Genomic DNA, 19,072 nt, shown 5'->3' with positions numbered 1-19,072 from the left:
GAGCGCACCGTTCGGGACACTGATACGTCTCGCGCCCCATCTCTCACCGATGAGCGACCGTGACCCGGAGCCGAAGAACCCGCTCTCGCCGTACTACCCGTCGGAGGTGCCCAACGTTCCTGGCGACGGACGGACGTGGTTCGCCGTCCTCGCCGTGTTCACGTTGCTGCTGGGGGCGGTCTACGCGTTCCTCACGCTCTTTCTCCCACCGTAGCCCCCGACGGCACCTATCGCGTGCCGCGGCCGGACCGCCACCGATTTACCGACCCGCTCCTTCCCCCCGACAATGAGTTCCGGATCGGCGTCGGTCCTCGACCGCGTCGCCGCCCTCGTCGACGGCGCCGACCTCCCCGACCCCGACCCGCTCCCCGGGTGGCTCGCACCCCTCCCTCGCGCCGTCGAGAACCTCGGCCTCTCGCTCGCGTGGGTCGTCGTCGTCACCAACCTCGTCGGCACCGCCTTCGGCTTCTGGTACTACCGCTTCCAGTTCGCGGCCGAACCGCTCGCCATCTGGCCGCTCGTCCCCGACAGTCCCGTCGCCACCCTGTTTATCGCCCTCTCGCTCGCGCTCTGGAAACTGGGTCGATCCAGCGAAACCGTGAACGCTCTCGCCTTCTTCGGTTGCTGGAAACTCGGCCTCTGGACGCCCTTCGTCCTCGTCGCCTTCGCCGACGGCTTCCTCGCCACCACGCCCCTGCCGATGTACGCCTTTCTCCTCGGGAGCCACCTCATGATGGTCGTCGAGGCGTTCATCATCCACCGCTACAGCGACTTTCCCGTCTACGCCGTCGCCGTCGCCGTCGCGTGGTACGGCCTCAACGACCTGGTGGACTACTTCGTCCCGCTCGTCGAGACACCCCACCACACCCTGCTCCCCGGCCAGCGCATCGTCGACGGGACGATCACCCACCTCTCGCCCACGCACGAACTCGCCGCCGCCTTCGCCGTCGTCCTGACGCTCACCGCTACCTTCCTCACGCTGTCGACGCGGGTGAAGAAACTGGAGGCGCGTTAGTCCAGCGCGTCGCCGAACGCCGCCGCGAACGACTCCACCTCGTCCCAGTCGGTGTACTCGTAGTTCTGGCTGGTGTCGGTGCCGCCGCCCGCCCGCTTCGCGATGCGTTTCATCACGAACCGCTTCAGCGTCCCGTACTGGCTGTACTTGAGTGCGCCGGGGACGACGGCCGTCGCGTCCGGCTCCCACCCCGTCTCCGCGAGGAAGTCCTCGAGGAGCGACCGCGCTGTCGCCCACGCCTCGTCGCTCCCCTCCGCGGCCGTGAGGCTCACCGAGAAGAAGGCGGCGGGGAGGCGATTCAGGTCGTCGACGTGGTCGGCGACGAAGCGGGTGACGTACTCCTGATGTGAACCCAGGTGGACCGACGCGCCGACGACGACCGCCTCGTAGTCGGAAAGCGAGAAGTCGGCGGGCAGGTGTTCGGCGTGATACAGCGTCGGCTCGTGGCCTGCCCGTGCGAGCACGTCGGCCATCCGCTCCGCGATGGTCGCGGTCTGGCCTTCGGTCGTCCCGTACACGAGGGCGATGCGAGCCATCAGCGACGCCCTCCGCCGTGGTTGCCGGTGTGTCTGTGTCGCGCGCAGACGTTCATCCTGTCGACACGAACGGCGACAGTGTCGATAATACTGACGGGCCACACGGTTATTCCGCTCGGCCGTCTATCGACTCCATGTCACTCTACGACCGCCTCGCGGACCTCCCGCTGCGGATCGACCGCGAGACCCGCACTCGCCACGAGCGCGACACCTCCAGCGGCTTCACCCGGGCGACCACCGTCTTCAAACTCCACGGCGACGGTCACGTGGGCCGCGGCGAGGACGTGACCTACGACCGTGAGGATCACGACGCCCTCGCCGACACCAACTCCGTGGTCCCCACCGGCGAGTTCACGTTCGACGAGTTCTCGACCGCCCTCGACGACGTGGACCCCTTTCCCACGAAGGAGCCGGAACAACCCTCGGCGCACCACTACCGCCGCTGGGGGATCGAGAGTGCGGCGCTCGATCTGGCGCTCCGGCAGGCCGACACCGATCTGGCGTCGGCGCTGGGCCGCGAGCGCGACTCCGTCTCCTTCGTCGTCAGCACTCGCCTCGGCGACCCGCCGACGACGGATCGGGTCGAGGCGATCCTGTATCGCCACCCCGATCTGGGCCTGAAACTCGATCCGACGAGCGACTGGGACGACGCCCTCGTCGCCGCCCTCGGCGAAACCGACGCGGTCCGCCTCCTCGATCTGAAGGGCCACTACGTCGGGACGACCGTCGATCAGCCACCCGACCCCGCCCTCTACGAGCGGGTGATCGAGGGCTTTCCCGACGCCGTGATCGAGGATCCGGCGCTCACCGACGAAACGCGAGCCCTGATCGAATCCGTGCAGGAGCGAATCTCGTGGGACGCCCCCATCACCGGCGTCGAGAGCGTGCGCGACCTGCCGTTCGAGCCCCGGTGGCTCAATATCAAACCGTCGCGGTTCGGCACGGTCGAATCCCTCCTCGACACCGTCGAGTACGCCCGTGATCGCGACGTGACCCTCTACGGTGGCGGGCAGTTCGAACTCGACGTGGGTCGCGACCACATCCAGACTCTCGCCGCGACGTTCTATCCCGACGCGCCCAACGACGTGGCGCCCGGCGGCTACAACCTGCCCGACTTACCCGCCGAGTTGCCGGGGAGTCCGCTGGTGCCGGGCGACGACCCCCGGGGCCTCGACTTCTAGTCGACGACCGGCACGTCCTCCCGGTCGGCGTGGGCGCGCACCCAGAGTTCGCCGATGCGGGAGAGCCGCGTCCGGTAGGATTTGCCGTGCTCTTCCTGTTCGATGTACCCTTTCCCGCCCGGACCGAGGCGGTCGACGTTGTAGATGACTTTCGACCGGAAGCTGTCGGTGTACTCTTCGCCGAGTTCGTCCGCGAGGGCCTCCGCGAGTTCGGAGACGGATTCGAACTCGCCGTGTTCACCCAGTTCGAACAGGATCACCTCCTCGAAGGGTTTGACGTTCGAGAAGGAGGCGACGGGGAGTTCGACGATGTGTTTGCCGCCGATGCGCTTGGCGCCGATGGTGGTGCCGCGTTCGTCGAACTCGTCGAGCAGTTCGGTCGTGCCCTCGAGACGCTCGCGGATGCGCGCCTCGTCCACCTCGCCCTCGTCGAGAAGCGCCGTCAACAGGTCGCGGTTCGCGCGCAGTTCCTCCGCGAGTTCCGTCTCCAGATACTTCTCCGGGGCGGTGTAGTAGGTGTGGATGCGGTCGCGGTCGGCCTGTCGCTCCAGCGTGATGGAGTGGGCGGCGGTGGCGAACGCGAAACTCACCGGCCGGGGCATCGAACTCACGTTGACCCACACCTCGCCGTCCGGCGCCCCCTCGTCGAGTTGGTCGTTGATGAGGTCGAAGGCCTGTTCGAAGGCGGCGTCGTAGTCGTACACGTCCTCGACGACGACCCGACGCGTCTCCGCCCCGAGCAGGTTGCGAAAGTCCTGTTCCAGCTTGGCCGAGATGTTCCGCGAGTACTCCACGTTGGCCTCGCTCCCGACGGCCCCCTCCAGCAGGATCACCCGATCCACGTCGAACTGGTCGCGGATCAGCGGCGCGATCAGCCGGTCGTAGTCGAAGCCGACCGGGACGATGTGGGTCTGCATACCTGTTACTGTGCCGGGAGCGTTATATATCCCGTCAAGCCGGTCGCGCCCTGTGACGCCGGCTCACGGCGTGTCGACACCGCCGTGCCAGCCCACTCGCTCCGCCCCCACGAAGACGAGGAGGGCGACGACACCAGTCACGAGCAACGGCCAGACGGGCGCACGATACGCCGCCAACCGCCCGGCCGCCGCCAGCGCCGACGTGACGCCGAACAGCGCGAGGAAATTGTGGAAGACGAGCGCGCCGTAGGCCGACCGGCCGACGAAGAAGAACGCGCCCGTCCCGAGACTCACGACCGTCAGAAGTGCGATGGTCTCGACGGTGTTGAACGGTGGGCTGTGAGCGACGTGATAGAGCCCGAACAACGCGCTGGCGACGACGAGCGCACCGGCGCGGGCCACCGCGTCGGGCACGCGCGTTCGCAACGCCGCTTCGACGCTCCCGCCGACGAGGAGCCAGCAAACCGCGAGTTCCGCGATGGAGACGGGCAGAACCTGCGAGAAGGCGTTCAGCGTCACGACCGGGTCCGTCGTCGGCGGTCCCTGCGCGACGTACAGTGCGACTCCAGCACCCGCGCCGACGGCGCTGGCGAGGAGGGTGCGCCGCACCGAGCGAAGGCCGAGGCGAGCGCGGGTGGTGAAGCCCGCGTCGACGAACGTTCGGGCGATCCAGCACGCGAACAGCGTGCCGATCAGGACGTTGGCGACGCCCGTATAGAGGAGTCGATCCAGCGTCGCCTCGGGGCGCTGGAGCGTCAGCAGGCGGCCCTCCAGCGTCCACGTCGTCAGCGCCCAGAGTAGGTAGGTCCCGACTGCGACGGCGACTTTGCCCCGTGGCGACAGGGTTCGGAGGACGGCCGTGGGCACGTCCACGGTGGGCCTCGACGACATACTGGACAGAGGCGGCGACGCGGCATAACTCTCCGCCCGCCGTACGTTTACAGCGGCCCGGATCAGTCCCGAACCTGCACCGCGTCCCCGACCGAAATCGACCGCTCTCGCGACGCCTCGGGCACCCGAGAGATGAGCATGACGGTGTAGAAGTGGGGGAACGCGTCCGGGTCGGCCCACTCGGGGAAGGTGGCCTCGCGGCGCTCGACGAACCGCTCCCTGAACTCGGGGAGCGGGTCGCCCGTCTCGGGGTCACGACTGGGGACGACACACCGGGCACAGGGTTCGGACCCCTCGAATTCGATCGGATCGTCTCCCTCGCCGACGACGAAGCCGGGAGCGCCGTCTCCGACGTTCTCGGACGAAGTCCGGGAGCCCGGAGAGCTCCGCTCTCCGACGAACCGATCCTCCCAGAACGCGGGGACGCCGCCGATTTCGACGTTGGCGCGGAGACGACGGCGGGCGCCCTCGACGGTCATGTCGTCGAACCACGATGCGACTTCCTCTAGCGTTGCCGTACTGATGATCGACGGGCCGGCGTCGGGCCGGTCGACGAACGCCGGTGGTTCGTGGCGGCGGAACTCGACCGGGTCGCCGACGAAGTCGCCGAACCACTCGCTCGCCTCCATCCGTCCGTCCTCGGTCGAGAGGTCGAACCGCCGGCGATCACCCCCTGCTTTCGGCTCGACGGTCAACACGCTCGTCTCGGGGTCGAAATCGGTCCGCACGTCGTGAATCCGGTCGGTCTGCTTGCCGTTGTACGCGAGCGTCTGCATGTCCGATCCCGTCGCTATCGTCCCTGCCTCGGGGTCGCACATGGCGAACTCGCGGTCGCCGGCGAGCGTGCCGGCCGCCGTGATCCGGGCCGACTCGACCTCGATGCCGTCGAGACCTTTCACCGGATACAGCCGCAGTCGCTCGATGTGTGCCATCGGGCGGCAGTTGGATCGGGTCGCGCATAACGGTTGGTGGCCGAATCGAATCGGCAGTACGACAGGTATTTCCCGCGCGCCCGAAAAGTATATATGCGTACATGGGTCGCCCCATGGAACCATCATCATCACCACCCCGTCGAGGGGATCATCAATGGACGATACAGCCAAATACCTCATTCACGCATCGATCGCGGCCGACGGCGTCGTGGAGCGAAGCGACGTGGTCGGCGCCGTCTTCGGGCAGACCGAGGGCCTGCTCGGCGACGAACTCGATCTCCGGGACCTCCAGCAGTCCTCGAAAGTCGGGCGGATAGACGTACAGATCGACAGCGAGAACGGCCAGTCGTTCGGCCGGATCACCATCGCCAGCAGCCTCGACAAGGTGGAGACGGCTATTCTCGCCGCCTCGCTGGAGACCATCGACCGCGTCGGTCCCTGTCAGGCCTCCGTCGAAGTGACAAATATCGAGGACGTGCGCGAGGCCAAGCGCCGACAGGTGATCGACCGCGCGAAGGAACTGCTCGCGGGGTCGTTCGACGAGAGCGTCATGGACTCCTCCAAGATTCTGGAGGAGGTGCGCGAGAGCGTCCGTATCGAGGACATCACCGAGTATCACGGCCTCCCCGCCGGGCCGCGCGTGGCCGACTCCGACGCCATCATCGTCGTCGAGGGTCGGGCGGACGTACTCACCCTCCTCCAGTACGGCATCAAGAACGCCGTGGCGGTGGAGGGGACGAACGTCCCCGACCCCATCGCGGACCTGACCGAGGACCGGACGGTCACGGCCTTCCTCGACGGCGACCGGGGCGGCGAACTCATCCTGCGCGAACTCGCGCAGGTGGGCGACGTGGACTACGTCGTCTTCGCGCCCGAGGGGCGGTCGGTCGAGGATCTGGCTCGCCACGAGGTCATGTCCGCGCTGCGCGACAAGACGCCGTACGGTGACCTCTTCGCGGACGACGAGGGGCCTGCGATGTCGCCTGCGGCGGACGCGGTGGACGAGGAGTCGACGGTAACCGAGACGACGCCCCCCACGGCCGCCGTCTCCGTCGGCGACGCGGGAGTGACACCCGAAGCCTCGACGACGGTTGGGACGGTCGGATCGACGGACGACGAGGCGGACGCGCCCCCCGAACCGGACGACGCTGCCGACGAAACGGCGGATGTCGACGCCGACGCGGATGCCGACGACGATACTGACGCCGACGCGGCGACCGACGACACCCCCTCGACCCTCCGCGGCCACGTCCGCGCCATCGTCGACGCGGAGACGGAGTCGGCACGTCTCCTCGACGCCGACTTCGAACCCATCGAGACGGTGCCGGCGGGCGAGGCGTTCGACGCGATAAGCGAGGCCGACCCCGCACCGTACGCGCTCGTCCTCGACGGTCAGTTGACCCAGCGGATCCTCGACGTGGCGGCCCAGCGTGGCGTCGAACAGATCGTGGCGCGGTCGGCCGGCGAGATGGTGAAAACGCCGGTCGACGTACGCGTACGCACCATCGACCAGTTCGCCACCGCCGACTAGTCGCGCCGGTACAGCAGCGCCGGGCCATCGTCGAAAAAGTCCGGCAGGCGTCGTTCCTTCTCGAACCCACAGGCCTCGTACAGCGTCCGCGCCGCCTCGTTGTCCGGGGCGACGGTGACGGTCAGCGACGACCCGTCCTCGGCACACGCCGAAAGCAACGCCTTCGCCCGGCCTTCGCGTCGGTAGTCGGGAGCGACGACGAGTTCCGCGACGTAGGTAGTGTCGTCGCCGGGGACGGCGAGGAGGTAGCCGACCGGTTCCGTTCCCTCTACGGACACCAGCACCGTCGCCGGCGTGAGCGCCGTCTCGTCGAGAGTACCGGCGAGCAAGCCGGGACTCGGCTCCGGCAGGTGCGACTGGAGGCGGACGAGTGCCGGCTGGTCGGCGGGAATCGCCGGGCGGATCACGGTCACAGCAGGGCAACGGCGAGCACCGCGCTCACGACGGCGCCGGCGAGGGTGCCGAGGAAGTTGACGGTCTGATTACCGACGCGGCCGCCCTCGAGCGTCGCCCCGAGGATGCTGTCGACGGTCATGCCCGCGACGCCGCCGACGACGACGGTCAGGGCAGCGAGGCCGGGAACGTCGAACGTGAAGACGGCGACGGCGACGCCCGCAACCAGGGCCGCGCCGACGACGCCGACGACGTAGCCCTGCCACGTGATGCCGCCGTCCGTGCCGGGGTCGACGCGTTCGAGCGTCGTGATGAGTCGGGGCTCGTCGAAGAGGACGCCGATCTCGCTGGAGAGCGTGTCGCTCATCGCGGCGGCGAGCGATCCGGTGAAGGCGAAGCGAAAGAGGGTGCTGTCGACCTGCATTCCCGTACTGGCGGCGAAGCCGATGACGGCCACGAGGGCGACGGCGGCGTTGCCGAGGACGTTCCCGCTCCCCCGAGCCCCCTCGTTGTCCTCGGCGGCCCCGCGGCGCTCTTTCTCCGCGTACTTGTACTTCGCGGAGAGGCCGCCGATGGCGAAGAAGGCGATGAGGATGGCGAACCACCCGACGCCGCCGAAGACGATGGTGAGGAGGCCCAGCAAGACGCCCGTCACCATCCCCGGTACCGACGCGGTGCCCGTCCGGTAGGAGACGTAGCCGAGGGCGACGGTCACGGTGAGGGCGACGCTGACTTCGACGAGCCCCGACTCGACGCCGATGGCGTGAAACAGCCACAGCAAGAGGCCGGTCGACAGCATCACGATGGGGTCGTCGCGCTCGTAGAGCATCGACCGCAGGAGCGCCGCCACCAGCGCCCCGGCGGCGGCGAGGAAGACGACGGCGGCGAGGTCGGGAACGCCCCCGAGATTCCACCCGACGACGAGCTGGCCGGCGACGGCGGCGAGGAAGGCCACGACGCTGAAGCCGGCGATGGCGCGGCCGGGATCGGTCCACCACTGTTCGACGGCGCGTGCCCCCACGTTGCCGTAGGCGACGACGAGGATGGCGGCGACGAAGACGGCCGTCGGCATGGACTCTCGCGGCGCCGTCGACAGGATAGCGAGACCGGTAGCGGCCAGCGCGAAGCCGGCGAGGCCGTTGAGACGGCCGTCGCGCCGATCCTGTGGCCGGGCGAAGAGTTCGAACACCGGCCCCTCGTCCACGACGAACGCGGCGAGGAGCGCCACGATGGCGAAGGGGGCGGCCGCCGCCGTCCCGAGTTCGGGGGCGGCGAGCGCGAGCGTCCCGACCGCTGCGAACCCTCCGGCCCGTCGAAGGGTGGACGTCACACCGTCCGCTACCTCGGACGGCCACTTAACCCTCCCGACACGGCCTGCTCGCGTTCCCCGAATCCGTGAATTTTTGGGCTGCGGACGCCTGTTGCGGCCGTGGGCCTGTACGACCGATACCTCGCGCTCAAACAGCGCGTCCATCCCGGCGATCCCCCCGCACACGTCGCGCTCGTCCTCACCGAGCGTGACCTGCTGGAACAGGGGGCGTACAACCGCCTCGAACGCGTCCTCCGCTGGGTCTTCGACTACGGCGCCGAGCGCGCCACCGTCTCGGTGAGCGTCCTCGACGAGGCCGTCGTCCCGACGCTGGATCGCGAACTCCGGGCTATCGACGCCCCTCGACAGGTCGCCGTCCGCGCCCCCGACGACACCGACCCCGTCTCGGCGCCCGTGCAGGTGAACGTCGGCCTCGGCGGCAAGGGTGAGTTCGCGGCCGCCGTCCGCTCGCTGGCGGAGGAGGTCGACGCCGGCGACCTCGACCCCGCCGACGTGGACGAGGCTGACGTGGAGCGTCGCCTCGTCTTCCCGGACGAACCCGACCTGCTCATCAAGACCGGCGCCGAACGCCTCTCCGATTTCATGATCTGGCAGTCCGTCTACTCCGAACTCTACTTCACCGACGTGAACTGGCGGGACGTGCGCAAGCGGGACTACCTCCGTGCCGTGTTGGACTACCAGAATCGGCAGCGGCGGTTCGGCCGATAGGCCGAAGTACGTCGGTTTGCCGACGGTAGTTTGGACGCTGAGTGGCAGCGAAGCGTCCAAATGTCGCGGGGCGAGCGCCAGCGAGTCCCGCGGAAATTCGGCCGATAGACCGAAGTACGTCGGCCTACCGACTCCCACCCTCACCCGCTCGTTTCCGTCGCCGTTCCCGTCACCGTCGACTCGGCCGATTCGTAGCTCACGCTCGTCTCGCTGGCGACTGGCTGGAGGAGGTACGAGCCGCTCCGTCCCCGTCGAACCGGCGTGAAGTCGGCCGTGAACGTCGTCCGCGTGTCCGCCCGAATCTCGAAGGACTGGTTGAACTTGAGCGGCGCATTCCCGGGCGTCTCCACCGTCGCCTCGCCGCCGTCCGCGAGCGTGGCGTCGACGCCCGTCACGTCGAGTTGGAGGAACGCGTACTGGCCGGTCTCCAGTTCCTGTTCGTCGACGAGCGCCGTCCGGTCGCCCTGTAGCTTTACCAGATCCGCTTCCTGTGGCTCGTCGAACTCGTAGTATTCGCGGGCATCGTCCTCGTCGGCTTCGCCGTCCGACTCGGTACTCGTCGCCGTTGAAGTAGCCGTCGCCGTCGACTCCTCGTCCTCCGTCCCCGGCTTCACCCAGATACCCGCGATGGTGACGACACAGGTTTCGAAGTCGGAGATGGCGCCGGGTTGGTCGCTCACTTGGGTCGCGAGCGTCCCGGTCGTTGCCTCGGCACCGCCCATACACCCGGCCAGTCCGGCGACACCCGCGGCGGCGAGGCCGCCGGCCGCCCGGAGGTAGTCACGTCGCGACGCTGTCGGCTGATCGACATCACCGTCTCCCATATTCGGGGCCTGTGACCCCACGATGATAAACCGGGTCGACGGTTCGGGACGAATGAATCCGAGTTTAGCCGAATTGAACGTCGACGGGGTCGGTACCGTCGCCTACTTAAACGGGTCATCCTCATATCCGGCAGGTAGTTGTTTCGTGAGGCGCTGGAGACGGTATGGACGCCGATAGAGTGGGGATGGGCGACGGAACCGGCGTCGCCCTCGTCGTTGCTGGCGCGGCCCTCTTCGGCACGCTCGGCATCTTCGGCGAACTCGCTCGGAGCGCGAATCTGCCGACGGCGACCCTTCTCGCCGCTCGCTTCGTCGCCGCGACGGCGATCCTCTGGGCGTATCTCCTCCGACGTGGGACGCCCGTTCGCCTCCGTGGCCGGACGCTGGCCGTCGAACTCGCGCTCGGACTGGTGTACGGGTTCATGGCCATCGCCTACTTCGAGAGTCTGGCGTGGCTCTCGGCAGGCGTCGCGACGCTGGTCCTCTTTACTTACCCGGTGCAGGTGACGCTCGTCTCGGCGGTCGCGCTCGACGAACCGATCACGGTCCCGAAGGCGCTCGCCCTGATCGCCGCGCTCGGCGGCGTCGCCCTCGTCGCCGGCGGTGGGTCGGCCGTCGGCCTGCCGGGACTCGTCCTCGTCGGTCTCGCCTCGCTGGCCTACACGGCGTACTCCACCGGATCGCGGGTCATGGTCGAGACGATTCCCCCGCTGACGCACGCGGCGTACGTCTTCCTCGGCGTGACGGCCGCCGTCCTGCTGTACGGCGTCGGGACAGGGACGCTCTCGGCGCCGGCGACGCCGGCGCACTGGCGCCTGATCGCCGGTATCACCGTCGTCGGGACGCTCCTGCCGATGATCCTCTTCACCGCCGGACTGGCGCGCATCCCGGCGAGTACGGCCAGCATCGTCAGCACGAGCGAACCGCTGACGACGGTCGTCCTCGGCGTCCTTCTCCTCGGCGAACCGTTCACGCCCGCCATCGCCCTCGGTGGCGCAGCCATTCTCGCGAGCGTCGGTCTCGCGTCGCCGGCGGTCGAACGCGCCGTGAACGCCCGACTGCGTCGCGTCGGATGGCGGCAGGCGAAGGGTCCGGACGGCTGAGCTACGCCACGCCGCGCCGGTCGCTCTCCTCGTCGACCTCGATCCGTCCCTGCAGTTCCCGCTTCGACGCCGGACTGATCGCGATGCCCGCGTCGTCGAGGCGACGCTTGACCGCGCGGGCGTACGCCGACCGGATGCCGAAGATGTCGTGTCGGCGCGGGTCCTCGATCCAGTAGTGGACGCGACAGACGACGGCGTCGCCACCGAAGTCGTCGACGTACGCCTTCGGCGTCGGCTCCGCGACGATGTCGTCGACGGCGTCGGTGGCCGCGGCGAGGTGATCGAGTGCCTCGCTCACGTCCGCCTCGTACGCGATGCCGACGTGTTCGACGACGCGCCGACGCCCCCGGCCGTACGGGCGCGTGATGGCCTGCCCCGTGAGGAGCGTGTTCGGCACCGTGACGAGTTCGCCGTCGGGGGTGAGGACGCGCGTCACCCGGAGCGTGATGGACTGGACGGTTCCACTCCTGTCCGCCCACTCGATGTAGTTGCCGACGTTGAACTCGGGGTCGAAGACGAGGACGAGTCCACTGACGATGGAGCCGATGACCGTCTGGCCGGCGACGCCGATAGCGAGCGTCCCCGCGGCGATGACGAGCGCCGAGTCACCGATCAGGTCGCCGTACCCCGCCGTGCCCGCGGCGACGAAGAAGGCGACCACGATAACGAGCAGGCGGACGTACCGCGCGACGGCTTCCTGTATCGTCGGGTTGTTGCGGTTGCGCTGGCGGACGTACCGCGCGACGAGTGGTTCCACGACGAACCAGCCGAGGAAGACGACGGCGACGAAGCCGGCGACGAACCACGCCCCGCGCAGGATGATCGGCCAGTAGTCGGTGAGGCCTTCGGGGCCGACCGGTGGCGACGGCGTGGGCGTCGCCGTCTGCAACGCGAGCCAGTCCATACCCGTGGCTCACGGCGGGACGGTACAAAGGTTCTCGCCGGATCTTCGACGCTACTCCGCCGTCCCGTCCCGGTCGAGTTCGGCCGTCAACTCGTCGGTCAGTTCCTCCGAACCGACGTGGGGGAGTTGCTCGCGCAGGCGACCGACGACTTCCCGCGTCTCGACCAGCGACTCCCCCGCCACGGCTCGGACCAGCGCCACGGCCCGTTCCCGCCGGGTGTGTCGCCACGACGCCTCGCGGGACTCGTAGGTGCGGATCGCCCGCAGGAAGTCGATCTTCGAGAACTCGGGCCAGTAGGGCGCACAGAAGAAGACGGCGGCCTCGTTGCCGTTGGCGTGCCACGGCAGGAAGTTGCTCGTCCGCTCGTCGCCGCCGGTGCGAACGATCAGATCCACGTCGCGGACGGGTCGAGCGTAGAGGCGGCGGTCGATCTCCTCGACCGTCACGTCCGCGGGATCGAGGTCGCCCGCCGCGACGGCGCCGAGGGTGTCGCGGGCGGCGCCGAGGAGTTCCGCCCGGCCCCCGTACGCCAGCGCGACGTTCAACCGGAAGCGGTCGTACCCCTCGGTGCGTTCCTCGGCGTAGGCGACGGCGTCGCGGACGCGTTCGGGGAGGCGGTCCACCTCGCCGAGCGCCCGGATGCACACCTCGTTCTCGTGGACCTGTTCCTTGTCGGCGAACTCCCGCAGTTTCCCCTCGATCAGGTCGAACAGGTGTTCGCGCTCCTCGGGCGGGCGCTCGAAGTTCTCGGTCGAGAAGGCATAGAGCGTGAGTTCCTCGACGCCGAGGTCCTGACACCACCGGAGCACCTGTTCGGTCGTCTGGGCCCCTTCGCGGTGGCCGTCCGCGGCCCCCGAACCGTGCTCGCGGGCGTATCGCCGGTTGCCGTCCTGAATGATGGCGACGTGATCTGGCGTTCCATCGATGTCGCGGCGGAGCAGACGCTCGTAAGCGCCTTCGGCCAACCGACGAACCCGCGCGTACATACTCGTGGCGTCGATGGCAAGTGGTATGGGTCTTTTGACAGGCGGTGGGATCGAGGTCGGTGACGACAACCCCTATTAGCCTCGGGCGCCTCGGCTGTGACGATGAGCGACGCGCCCGACGTGTCGGCCGCGGCCCCCGATTTCGACTTCGAGCACGTCCCCCGGACCGACCAGTCGTTCGAGAACGCACTGGCCAAGGCCCGGGACGGCTGTCGCCTCACCGTGGACGACGGGGTCGAACTCCTGACGACCGGCACGGACCGGGCGGGCATCGACCCGGTCCGGAAAGAGCGAGTGCTAGAGGCGGCCGATCACCGCCGGGCCGAGATGGTCGGCGACGACGTGACCTTCGTCGCCAACCTCAACAACAACGTCACGACGGCCTGCGACACCGGCTGTCTCTTCTGTAACTTCAAGGATCGCGCGTCGAAGTTCGAAGCCGACGCACCGGACGACCACGGCGGGTTCACCAAGACGCCGGCGGAGTCGCGGCAGGCGGTCGCCGACGCGGTCGAACTGGGCATCTCCGAGGTCTGTTCGGTCAGCGGCCTCCACCCCGCGTTCGCCCTCGACGACGAGCATCGCGAAGTGCTCGAATCCCACCCCGCGCCGGAGCAAGTGAACTACCGCCCACCCGACACCTACACCACTTCGCCGGGCACCTACGTCGACCAGATTCGCGCCATGTCCGTCGACGGCGTCCACGTTCACTCCATGACGCCGGAGGAGGCCTACCACGCCCGCCGCGGCACCGACTGGTCCTACGAGGCGGTGTATCGCCGCCTGCGCGAGGCGGGCCTCGACAGCGCCCCCGGCACCGCCGCGGAGATTCTCGTCGACGAGGTGCGCGAGGTGATCTGTCCGGGGAAGATGGACACCGAGGCGTGGCTGAACGCCATGGAGGGTGCGATGGCCGCCGGCCTCCCCGTCACCGCGACCATCATGTACGGTCACGTCGAGAACGCGATGCACCGCGTCATGCACCTGAAGCGGGTGCGCGACCTGCAGGACCGCACGGGCGGCATCACCGAATTCGTCCCGCTCTCCTTCATCCACCAGCAGACGCCGCTGTACGACCGCGGACTCGTCTCGGGCGGCGCGACCGACGCCGAGGACGAACTCATGATCGCCGTCTCCCGCCTCTTTCTCGACAACATCGAGAACATCCAGACCTCGTGGGTGAAGTTCGGGGACGAGAAGTCGCTGAAGACGCTCTCCTGTGGCGCCAACGACTTCATGGGGACGCTCCTCTCCGAAGAGATCACCAAGCGCGCCGGCGGCGACTACGGCGAGTTCCGGTCGGTCGCCGACTACGTCGACATGGTGACGGCCATCGGCCGGCGACCGGTCGAGCGCTCGACCGATTACGAACGCCGGCACCCCATCGATCCCGACGACGCTCCACACGGGCCGCGACTCGGTCCCCGGGCCGACGGGACGCCGATACTCGACCGCACACCGTCTCTCGCGGACGATTGAACGACAAGCCATGATGGCAACGACCCACGCCGCAGTCGGCCTCTTGCTCGCGCTTCCGTTAGCCGTCGTCGCGCCGGATCTGGCGGCCGTCGGCGCCCTCGCGGCCATGGCCGGCGGCGTCTTCCCCGACCTCGACCTCTTTGCCGGTGTCCACCGCAAGACGCTCCACTTCCCCGATTACTACTGGATCGGGGCGATTCCGGCACTCGTCGCCGCCGCCGCCCTTCCCGTCGCCGCGACGGTGGCCGTCGCGTGGTTTCTCCTCTCCGCGGCCGTCCACTCCGTGAGCGACGCCTTCGGCGCGGGGACCGAACCCCGCCCGTGGGAGCGTACGTCCGCCGAGGCGGTCTACCTCCACTCCCGAAGTCGGTGGCTCCGCCCACGGTACTGGGTGCGCTACGATGGCGCGCCCGAGGACTACTTGCTTACCGTCGTCTTTCTCGCGCCGGGACTGGTCCTCTTCGGGCCGACCGTCCGCCGCGTCGCCCTGACGTTCATGGCCGTCGGCGGCGCCTACACGCTCGTCCGCAAGCGGTTGCCGGACCTCGAAGAGCGGTTACTGTAACAGCGCCCGGTACCGCCGCCCGGCGTCGTCGTCCGCGTCGAGTGCGTCCCGAATCGTCGGCCGCAGCCACGTTCCAGCCGCCGGATCGACGCTTCCCCGCCGGAACTCGGCGGGGAGATACCGCTCGTGCGTCGGCAGACGCTCCCGGAGGGGAACGCCCGCCTCGCTCGCGATGCGCTCCAGTTCGTCCAGCGCCGGCCACGCGTAGTCGGGGTTGATGTAGTCGTCCGTCACCGGCGAGACGCCGCCCAGGTCGTCGACGCCGCAGTCCAGCAATTCGCGCGTGGGCGAGAGGTTCGGCGGCACCTGTACCGACACCGCCGGAGGCAGCGCCGCCCGCGCCATCGCCACCGTCTCGCGCATCGTCTCGACGCTCGGCCGCTCGAAGTCCGAGCGCTCGTTCGGGACGACGTTCTGGACGATCACCTCCTGCACGTGATCGTAGCGCTCGTGGAGTTCGCGGATGGCCAGCAGGCTCTCCGCGCGGTCACGCCGCGTCTCGTCGATACCGACGAGGATACCGGTCGTGAAGGGGACGCCCGCCTCGCCCGCCGCGCGAATCGTCCCCAGTCGGCGCTCGGGGGTCTTCCGCCGGCCGCCCGAATGCGCGTCCACGTCGGCCGTCGTCTCCAGCATGACGCCCATGCTGGCGTTCACCTCGGCCAGGCGTTCTAGCTCTCGTTCCCGCAGGTCGCCCGGGTTGCTGTGGGGGAGCAACCCCTCGTCGAGCGCCATCTCGCAGGCGTCGTAGAGGTAGTCGAGCACGTCGTCGTAGCCCCACTCGTCGAGTTGGTCGTAGACGGCCGTGTACCGCTCGTCGGGGGCGTCGCCGAAGGTAAAGAGCGCCTCGGTACAGCCGGCGTCGGCGCCGATCCGCAGTTGCTCGCGGACCGCCTCGGGCGGCATCAGCGTCGCCTCGCCGGGTACGTCGTAGAAGGTGCAGTAGGTGCAGGTGTACCGGCAGGCGGTGGTGAGCGGGAGGAAGACGTTGCGCGCGAAGGTGAGTTCGGGCGCCGCCTCGACGTCGGCGGGCGTCACCCCGAGCAAGTCGTCGACTGCGGCGGCGTCGACGAGCGATTCGGGGGCGACCCGTTCGTCGTCGGTTTCCGGTGCCCGGACCATGCCCTCGGCTCGTCGCCGGACGGGCAAAAACCTCACTCCCGACGGTTGATGCCGACGCGTCCGTCGACGGGATCGAGTTCGAACCCGGCCGCGCGGAGCCACGCCGCCGCCTCACCCTCGCCGTGGAGCAACACCTCGACCAGATCCGCGGGTTCGTCCACGTCGGTCGAGAGGCGCATCGAGTCGACGACGGTCACGTCCGCGCCGACCGCTTCGGCCGCGTCGAGGTGATCCCGGAAGGAGACGCCGTGGAAGTCGACGCGGAAGTCGGGGTGGGTGACGACGAGGCCGTTCGTCCCGCCACCGCGTCCCGGCGCGATGGCGAGGTCGGCGTCCGCCGCGGCGGCGACGAGGCGGTCGACGGCGGCGGGCGTCAGGAGCGCGAGGTCCGCGACGACGATGCCGAGTGGGTCGTCCGTCGCCGCCAACCGCGCGTTCACCGCCTCGGAGAGCGGGCGGTCGTCGACGGCGACTGGGGCGCTCACGTCTACCTCCGCCGTCGCGACGACTTCCGGGTCGTGGCCGGCGTCACGGCAGGCGCGGAGGACGTCACGGAGCATCGCCTGCGCGAACGCTACGCGTTCGTCGGTGTCGAGCACCCCGTCGAGGCGGGTTTTCGGCCGTGTCGCCTCGAACGGAACGAGAATACGCATGCCGCTCAGCTGAGCGGGTCGTCGGGGCCCTGCTGGGAGCGCCAGTAGAAGACGCCGCCGACCACGAGGGCGAGAACGAGTAGCCCGCCGACGGCGTAGATGATCATCTGCTGGGTCTGGCTGGACTGCTGGGCCTGATTCGCCTGATCGGTCGCCCGATTGGCGAGGTTGGTCGCCACGTCGAAGCTCCCGTCGTTGTACGCTGCGACGGCGTCCTCGTAGTTGGCCTGTGCGTCGCTCGGGTTCGCGCCGTTGGCGCGGGCCTCCTCGATGGCGGTGCCCGCCTGATCGATGGCCTGCCGCGCCGACGCGCTCCGCTCGGTGTAGTGGTGGGTCTGCCAGGTGTCGATGGTGCTACTCGCGCCGCCGGACTGGCCACGGGTGAGTTGCATCATCGTGAACTCCTGTGCCGGATCGTAGCTGTACGACCCCGCTTCGGGGACGGTGCCGGTGATCCGCACCTCCACCTCGGCCGTCCCGCTGCTCGCGGCGATGTCGACGCCGGAGAAGGACTGCCCCGTGGGTTCGACCAGGTTCACCTGCGAGCCGGTCTGATCGTAGAACACGATGGTCCACGACACGTCGGTGAGTTCGGTCGTCCCCGAGAGCTGCCACTGCTCGCTCTGGGGGTTCTGATACAGTTCGTCGAGGGTGATCGTCGCCGATACCTGCGTGCCGACCTGCGCTTCGTCGGGGACATCCTCGCCAGTGACGGACACTGCCGCCGCCGGGACGGTCGCGGCGAGCAGAACGAGAAGTGTGGCGAGGACGACCCTAGAAGAGCGATTCGAGTTCGTCCTCGTCATCTTCGACTAGATTCTTGAGATTGGATTCGCTCTCTTCGCGAATTTCGTTGATATTGTCCTGCGCCTCGATAGCGACCTGCTGAAGCTCCTTGATGCGGGGAACGTTCGTGACGCCGGAGAGCAGGATGGCGGAGGCGACGAAGTCGCTGTTGTTGATGGGGTAGTCGCCGCCGCGGACTTCCATGCTCCCGGTCTGCTCTTCGAGCCACTTGCGGCCGCGCTCGATCCCTTTCCGGTTCAGGTAGGCGGAGGGCCCGGCCATCACGAGGAGGGCGCGTTCCGTGCCGTCGATTTCACAGGGGAGGGTCAGGCGACCGAGCGCCGCCTTGCGGACGAGGCTCGTGATCCGGTTGGTGGTGTTGGCGGAGTCGAGCTGGTCTTCGATGGATTCGTCGTTGCCGGTGAGCTTCGAGAGCAAGCCACCCGATTTCTGCTTGCGTTCGACCGTCTCGCGGGCGTAGCCGACCGTCGAGACGCCGCCGCCCGCGAGCGTGTTGATGATCTCGGAGCTGTCGACGACGGACTCGGCCACTTCCTGCCCCTGTCGGACCTCGCCGGCGCCGAAGAGGATGCCGAACCGCTTGACGATCTCCTCGTTGATCTCGTCGTAGCCGCTCTGGACGGACTCTCCCGTCTGGCGCCAGGCGTCGTTGTCGAAGACGAGGAGGTTGTCGACTTCGTTGACGAGCGTCTGGAAGGAGCGAGCGGCGTTGAGCGTGTAGATCCCACCCTCGTCGCTCCCGGGGAGGATGCCGAGGCCGTAGACTGGCTCCGTGTAGATCCGCTTGAGATGTTTCGCCAGCACGGGCGCGCCACCGCTCCCAGTGCCGCCGCCGAGGCCGGCGACGATGAGGAAGGCGTCGACTTCGTGGACGGGAATCCCGTCGATGGCGCCCTGAACCTCTCCGATGTCTTCCTCGGCGACTTCCGCGCCGAGTTCGTTGTCCGCACCGACACCGTGTCCCTTCACGCGGGATTGACCGATGAGTACGCGCTGTTCCTGTGGGATGTGTTCGAGCCCCATCAGGTCGGCTTTGGCCGTGTTCACCGCGACGGCCGCACGGACGATTTCGCTCCCCGTCCGCTGATCGTACTCCAGGAACTTGTCGACGATTTTGCCACCGGCCTGCCCGAAACCGATCATGGCCAGTTTCATAGTTTCAGACCCCTCTTCATTGGGAAGAACCCAGGCGCA

21 protein-coding genes are annotated in these 19,072 nt (G+C 68.5%); 8 read left to right on the top strand and 13 right to left on the bottom strand.

Annotated features, from left to right (window positions below):
* Nucleotides 1-49: 49 nt before the first annotated feature.
* Both DU502_RS18415 and DU502_RS15260 read left to right on the top strand, forming a co-directional pair.
* Entirely contained in the window at nt 50-214 is a 165-nt protein-coding gene (locus tag DU502_RS18415; RefSeq protein WP_158601193.1) for a hypothetical protein, read from the top strand.
* Between the two features lie 72 nt (nt 215-286).
* Nucleotides 287-1,015: a DUF1405 domain-containing protein gene (locus DU502_RS15260; RefSeq protein ID WP_121921607.1), complete on the top strand. Its 729-nt coding sequence runs from the start codon at nt 287-289 to the stop codon at nt 1,013-1,015.
* Here the strand turns inward: DU502_RS15260 and DU502_RS15255 are convergent.
* Nucleotides 1,012-1,551 (bottom strand): flavodoxin domain-containing protein, encoded by a 540-nt coding sequence (locus DU502_RS15255; protein ID WP_121921606.1) that lies wholly within the window; start codon nt 1,549-1,551, stop codon nt 1,012-1,014. The two genes, DU502_RS15260 and DU502_RS15255, sit on opposite strands and share 4 nt — an antisense overlap.
* A 134-nt stretch (nt 1,552-1,685) precedes the next feature.
* On the opposite strand from DU502_RS15255, the gene DU502_RS15250 reads away from it, so the two are divergent.
* Nucleotides 1,686-2,732 carry an enolase-like domain-containing protein gene (locus DU502_RS15250; RefSeq protein WP_121921605.1) on the top strand — a complete coding sequence of 349 codons (1,047 nt, stop codon included), beginning with the start codon at nt 1,686-1,688 and terminating at the stop codon, nt 2,730-2,732.
* Here DU502_RS15250 and DU502_RS15245 read toward each other — a convergent pair.
* From DU502_RS15245 to DU502_RS15235, 3 genes are all read right to left on the bottom strand, one after another.
* Nucleotides 2,729-3,649 (bottom strand): HFX_2341 family transcriptional regulator, encoded by a 921-nt coding sequence (locus DU502_RS15245; RefSeq protein ID WP_121921604.1) that lies wholly within the window; start codon nt 3,647-3,649, stop codon nt 2,729-2,731. The two genes, DU502_RS15250 and DU502_RS15245, sit on opposite strands and share 4 nt — an antisense overlap.
* 63 nt (nt 3,650-3,712) lie before the next feature.
* Complete coding sequence (locus tag DU502_RS15240) at nt 3,713-4,540, bottom strand: hypothetical protein (protein ID WP_121921603.1); 828 nt, start codon at nt 4,538-4,540, stop codon at nt 3,713-3,715.
* A 62-nt stretch (nt 4,541-4,602) separates the two neighbouring features.
* Nucleotides 4,603-5,472, bottom strand: a complete 870-nt coding sequence (locus DU502_RS15235) for an MOSC domain-containing protein (RefSeq protein WP_121921602.1) — start codon at nt 5,470-5,472, stop codon at nt 4,603-4,605.
* Between the two features lie 154 nt (nt 5,473-5,626).
* Between DU502_RS15235 and dnaG the strand changes: the two genes are divergently transcribed.
* Entirely contained in the window at nt 5,627-7,003 is a 1,377-nt protein-coding gene (gene dnaG, locus DU502_RS15230) for a DNA primase DnaG (RefSeq protein ID WP_121921601.1), read from the top strand.
* On the opposite strand, the gene DU502_RS15225 is transcribed toward dnaG, so the two are convergent.
* The gene (locus DU502_RS15225; RefSeq protein ID WP_241966840.1) at nt 7,000-7,416 is read right to left on the bottom strand and encodes a GNAT family N-acetyltransferase; all 417 of its coding nucleotides are present in this window, start codon (nt 7,414-7,416) and stop codon (nt 7,000-7,002) included. The genes dnaG and DU502_RS15225 overlap by 4 nt on opposite strands.
* The gene (locus DU502_RS15220) at nt 7,413-8,726 is read right to left on the bottom strand and encodes a DUF92 domain-containing protein (protein ID WP_121921600.1); all 1,314 of its coding nucleotides are present in this window, start codon (nt 8,724-8,726) and stop codon (nt 7,413-7,415) included. Before DU502_RS15220 ends, DU502_RS15225 begins: the two co-directional genes overlap by 4 nt.
* 99 nt (nt 8,727-8,825) lie before the next feature.
* Here DU502_RS15220 and DU502_RS15215 point away from each other — a divergent pair, with 99 nt between their 5' ends.
* Nucleotides 8,826-9,434, top strand: coding sequence for an undecaprenyl diphosphate synthase family protein (locus tag DU502_RS15215; protein ID WP_121921599.1), 609 nt, complete (start codon nt 8,826-8,828; stop codon nt 9,432-9,434).
* A 140-nt stretch (nt 9,435-9,574) separates the two neighbouring features.
* On the opposite strand, the gene DU502_RS15210 is transcribed toward DU502_RS15215, so the two are convergent.
* Nucleotides 9,575-10,258, bottom strand: coding sequence for a DUF4382 domain-containing protein (locus tag DU502_RS15210; protein WP_121921598.1), 684 nt, complete (start codon nt 10,256-10,258; stop codon nt 9,575-9,577).
* A 164-nt stretch (nt 10,259-10,422) separates the two neighbouring features.
* Between DU502_RS15210 and DU502_RS15205 the strand changes: the two genes are divergently transcribed.
* A complete protein-coding gene (locus DU502_RS15205; RefSeq protein WP_121921597.1) occupies nt 10,423-11,361 on the top strand; it encodes a DMT family transporter in 939 nt (312 codons plus the stop codon).
* 1 nt (nt 11,362) lies between these two features.
* Here DU502_RS15205 and DU502_RS15200 read toward each other — a convergent pair whose 3' ends face one another.
* Together DU502_RS15200 and uppS are read right to left on the bottom strand one after the other, a co-directional pair.
* Nucleotides 11,363-12,265 carry a mechanosensitive ion channel family protein gene (locus DU502_RS15200; protein ID WP_121921596.1) on the bottom strand — a complete coding sequence of 301 codons (903 nt, stop codon included), beginning with the start codon at nt 12,263-12,265 and terminating at the stop codon, nt 11,363-11,365.
* Nucleotides 12,266-12,316: 51 nt separating this feature from the next.
* A complete protein-coding gene (gene uppS / locus DU502_RS15195; RefSeq protein WP_121921595.1) occupies nt 12,317-13,252 on the bottom strand; it encodes a polyprenyl diphosphate synthase in 936 nt (311 codons plus the stop codon).
* Between the two features lie 102 nt (nt 13,253-13,354).
* On the opposite strand from uppS, the gene cofH reads away from it, so the two are divergent.
* Both cofH and DU502_RS15185 read left to right on the top strand, forming a co-directional pair.
* Nucleotides 13,355-14,731 (top strand): 7,8-didemethyl-8-hydroxy-5-deazariboflavin synthase subunit CofH, encoded by a 1,377-nt coding sequence (cofH, locus tag DU502_RS15190; protein WP_121921594.1) that lies wholly within the window; start codon nt 13,355-13,357, stop codon nt 14,729-14,731.
* A 10-nt stretch (nt 14,732-14,741) separates the two neighbouring features.
* Entirely contained in the window at nt 14,742-15,296 is a 555-nt protein-coding gene (locus DU502_RS15185) for a metal-dependent hydrolase (RefSeq protein ID WP_199722754.1), read from the top strand.
* Here the strand turns inward: DU502_RS15185 and cofG are convergent.
* From cofG to DU502_RS15165, 4 genes are read right to left on the bottom strand one after another with little or no spacing between them, the layout of a single operon-like run.
* Complete coding sequence (cofG, locus tag DU502_RS15180; RefSeq protein ID WP_121921593.1) at nt 15,288-16,418, bottom strand: 7,8-didemethyl-8-hydroxy-5-deazariboflavin synthase subunit CofG; 1,131 nt, start codon at nt 16,416-16,418, stop codon at nt 15,288-15,290. The genes DU502_RS15185 and cofG overlap by 9 nt on opposite strands.
* Nucleotides 16,419-16,450: 32 nt before the next feature.
* Nucleotides 16,451-17,071, bottom strand: coding sequence for a 2-phospho-L-lactate guanylyltransferase (gene cofC, locus DU502_RS15175; RefSeq protein WP_121921592.1), 621 nt, complete (start codon nt 17,069-17,071; stop codon nt 16,451-16,453).
* A gap of 5 nt (nt 17,072-17,076) precedes the next feature.
* Nucleotides 17,077-17,877, bottom strand: a complete 801-nt coding sequence (locus DU502_RS15170) for a hypothetical protein (protein ID WP_121921591.1) — start codon at nt 17,875-17,877, stop codon at nt 17,077-17,079.
* Entirely contained in the window at nt 17,846-19,033 is a 1,188-nt protein-coding gene (locus tag DU502_RS15165) for a tubulin/FtsZ family protein (protein ID WP_199722753.1), read from the bottom strand. The genes DU502_RS15170 and DU502_RS15165 overlap by 32 nt, the downstream gene beginning before the upstream one ends.
* Nucleotides 19,034-19,072: the final 39 nt, after the last annotated feature.

The sequence above is a fragment of the Haloplanus aerogenes genome (assembly GCF_003856835.1).
In the GTDB taxonomy this organism is placed as follows: Archaea; Halobacteriota; Halobacteria; order Halobacteriales; family Haloferacaceae; genus Haloplanus; species Haloplanus aerogenes.
Note: the sequence above shows the minus strand (reverse complement) of the source record. Positions and strands in the feature narration are given on the sequence as shown.

Coding starts and splice junctions, on each gene's coding strand:
- cofG (WP_121921593.1), bottom strand. CDS start 16,418: ATGGTCCGGGCACCGGAAACCGACGACGAACGGGTCGCCCCCGAATCG.
- DU502_RS15165 (WP_199722753.1), bottom strand. CDS start 19,033: ATGAAACTGGCCATGATCGGTTTCGGGCAGGCCGGTGGCAAAATCGTC.
- DU502_RS15170 (WP_121921591.1), bottom strand. CDS start 17,877: ATGACGAGGACGAACTCGAATCGCTCTTCTAGGGTCGTCCTCGCCACA.
- DU502_RS15245 (WP_121921604.1), bottom strand. CDS start 3,649: ATGCAGACCCACATCGTCCCGGTCGGCTTCGACTACGACCGGCTGATC.
- DU502_RS15250 (WP_121921605.1), top strand. CDS start 1,686: ATGTCACTCTACGACCGCCTCGCGGACCTCCCGCTGCGGATCGACCGC.
- uppS (WP_121921595.1), bottom strand. CDS start 13,252: ATGTACGCGCGGGTTCGTCGGTTGGCCGAAGGCGCTTACGAGCGTCTG.
- DU502_RS15235 (WP_121921602.1), bottom strand. CDS start 5,472: ATGGCACACATCGAGCGACTGCGGCTGTATCCGGTGAAAGGTCTCGAC.
- DU502_RS15260 (WP_121921607.1), top strand. CDS start 287: ATGAGTTCCGGATCGGCGTCGGTCCTCGACCGCGTCGCCGCCCTCGTC.
- DU502_RS15255 (WP_121921606.1), bottom strand. CDS start 1,551: ATGGCTCGCATCGCCCTCGTGTACGGGACGACCGAAGGCCAGACCGCG.
- DU502_RS15200 (WP_121921596.1), bottom strand. CDS start 12,265: ATGGACTGGCTCGCGTTGCAGACGGCGACGCCCACGCCGTCGCCACCG.
- cofH (WP_121921594.1), top strand. CDS start 13,355: ATGAGCGACGCGCCCGACGTGTCGGCCGCGGCCCCCGATTTCGACTTC.
- DU502_RS18415 (WP_158601193.1), top strand. CDS start 50: ATGAGCGACCGTGACCCGGAGCCGAAGAACCCGCTCTCGCCGTACTAC.
- dnaG (WP_121921601.1), top strand. CDS start 5,627: ATGGACGATACAGCCAAATACCTCATTCACGCATCGATCGCGGCCGAC.
- DU502_RS15210 (WP_121921598.1), bottom strand. CDS start 10,258: ATGGGAGACGGTGATGTCGATCAGCCGACAGCGTCGCGACGTGACTAC.
- DU502_RS15185 (WP_199722754.1), top strand. CDS start 14,742: ATGATGGCAACGACCCACGCCGCAGTCGGCCTCTTGCTCGCGCTTCCG.
- DU502_RS15205 (WP_121921597.1), top strand. CDS start 10,423: ATGGACGCCGATAGAGTGGGGATGGGCGACGGAACCGGCGTCGCCCTC.
- DU502_RS15240 (WP_121921603.1), bottom strand. CDS start 4,540: ATGTCGTCGAGGCCCACCGTGGACGTGCCCACGGCCGTCCTCCGAACC.
- cofC (WP_121921592.1), bottom strand. CDS start 17,071: ATGCGTATTCTCGTTCCGTTCGAGGCGACACGGCCGAAAACCCGCCTC.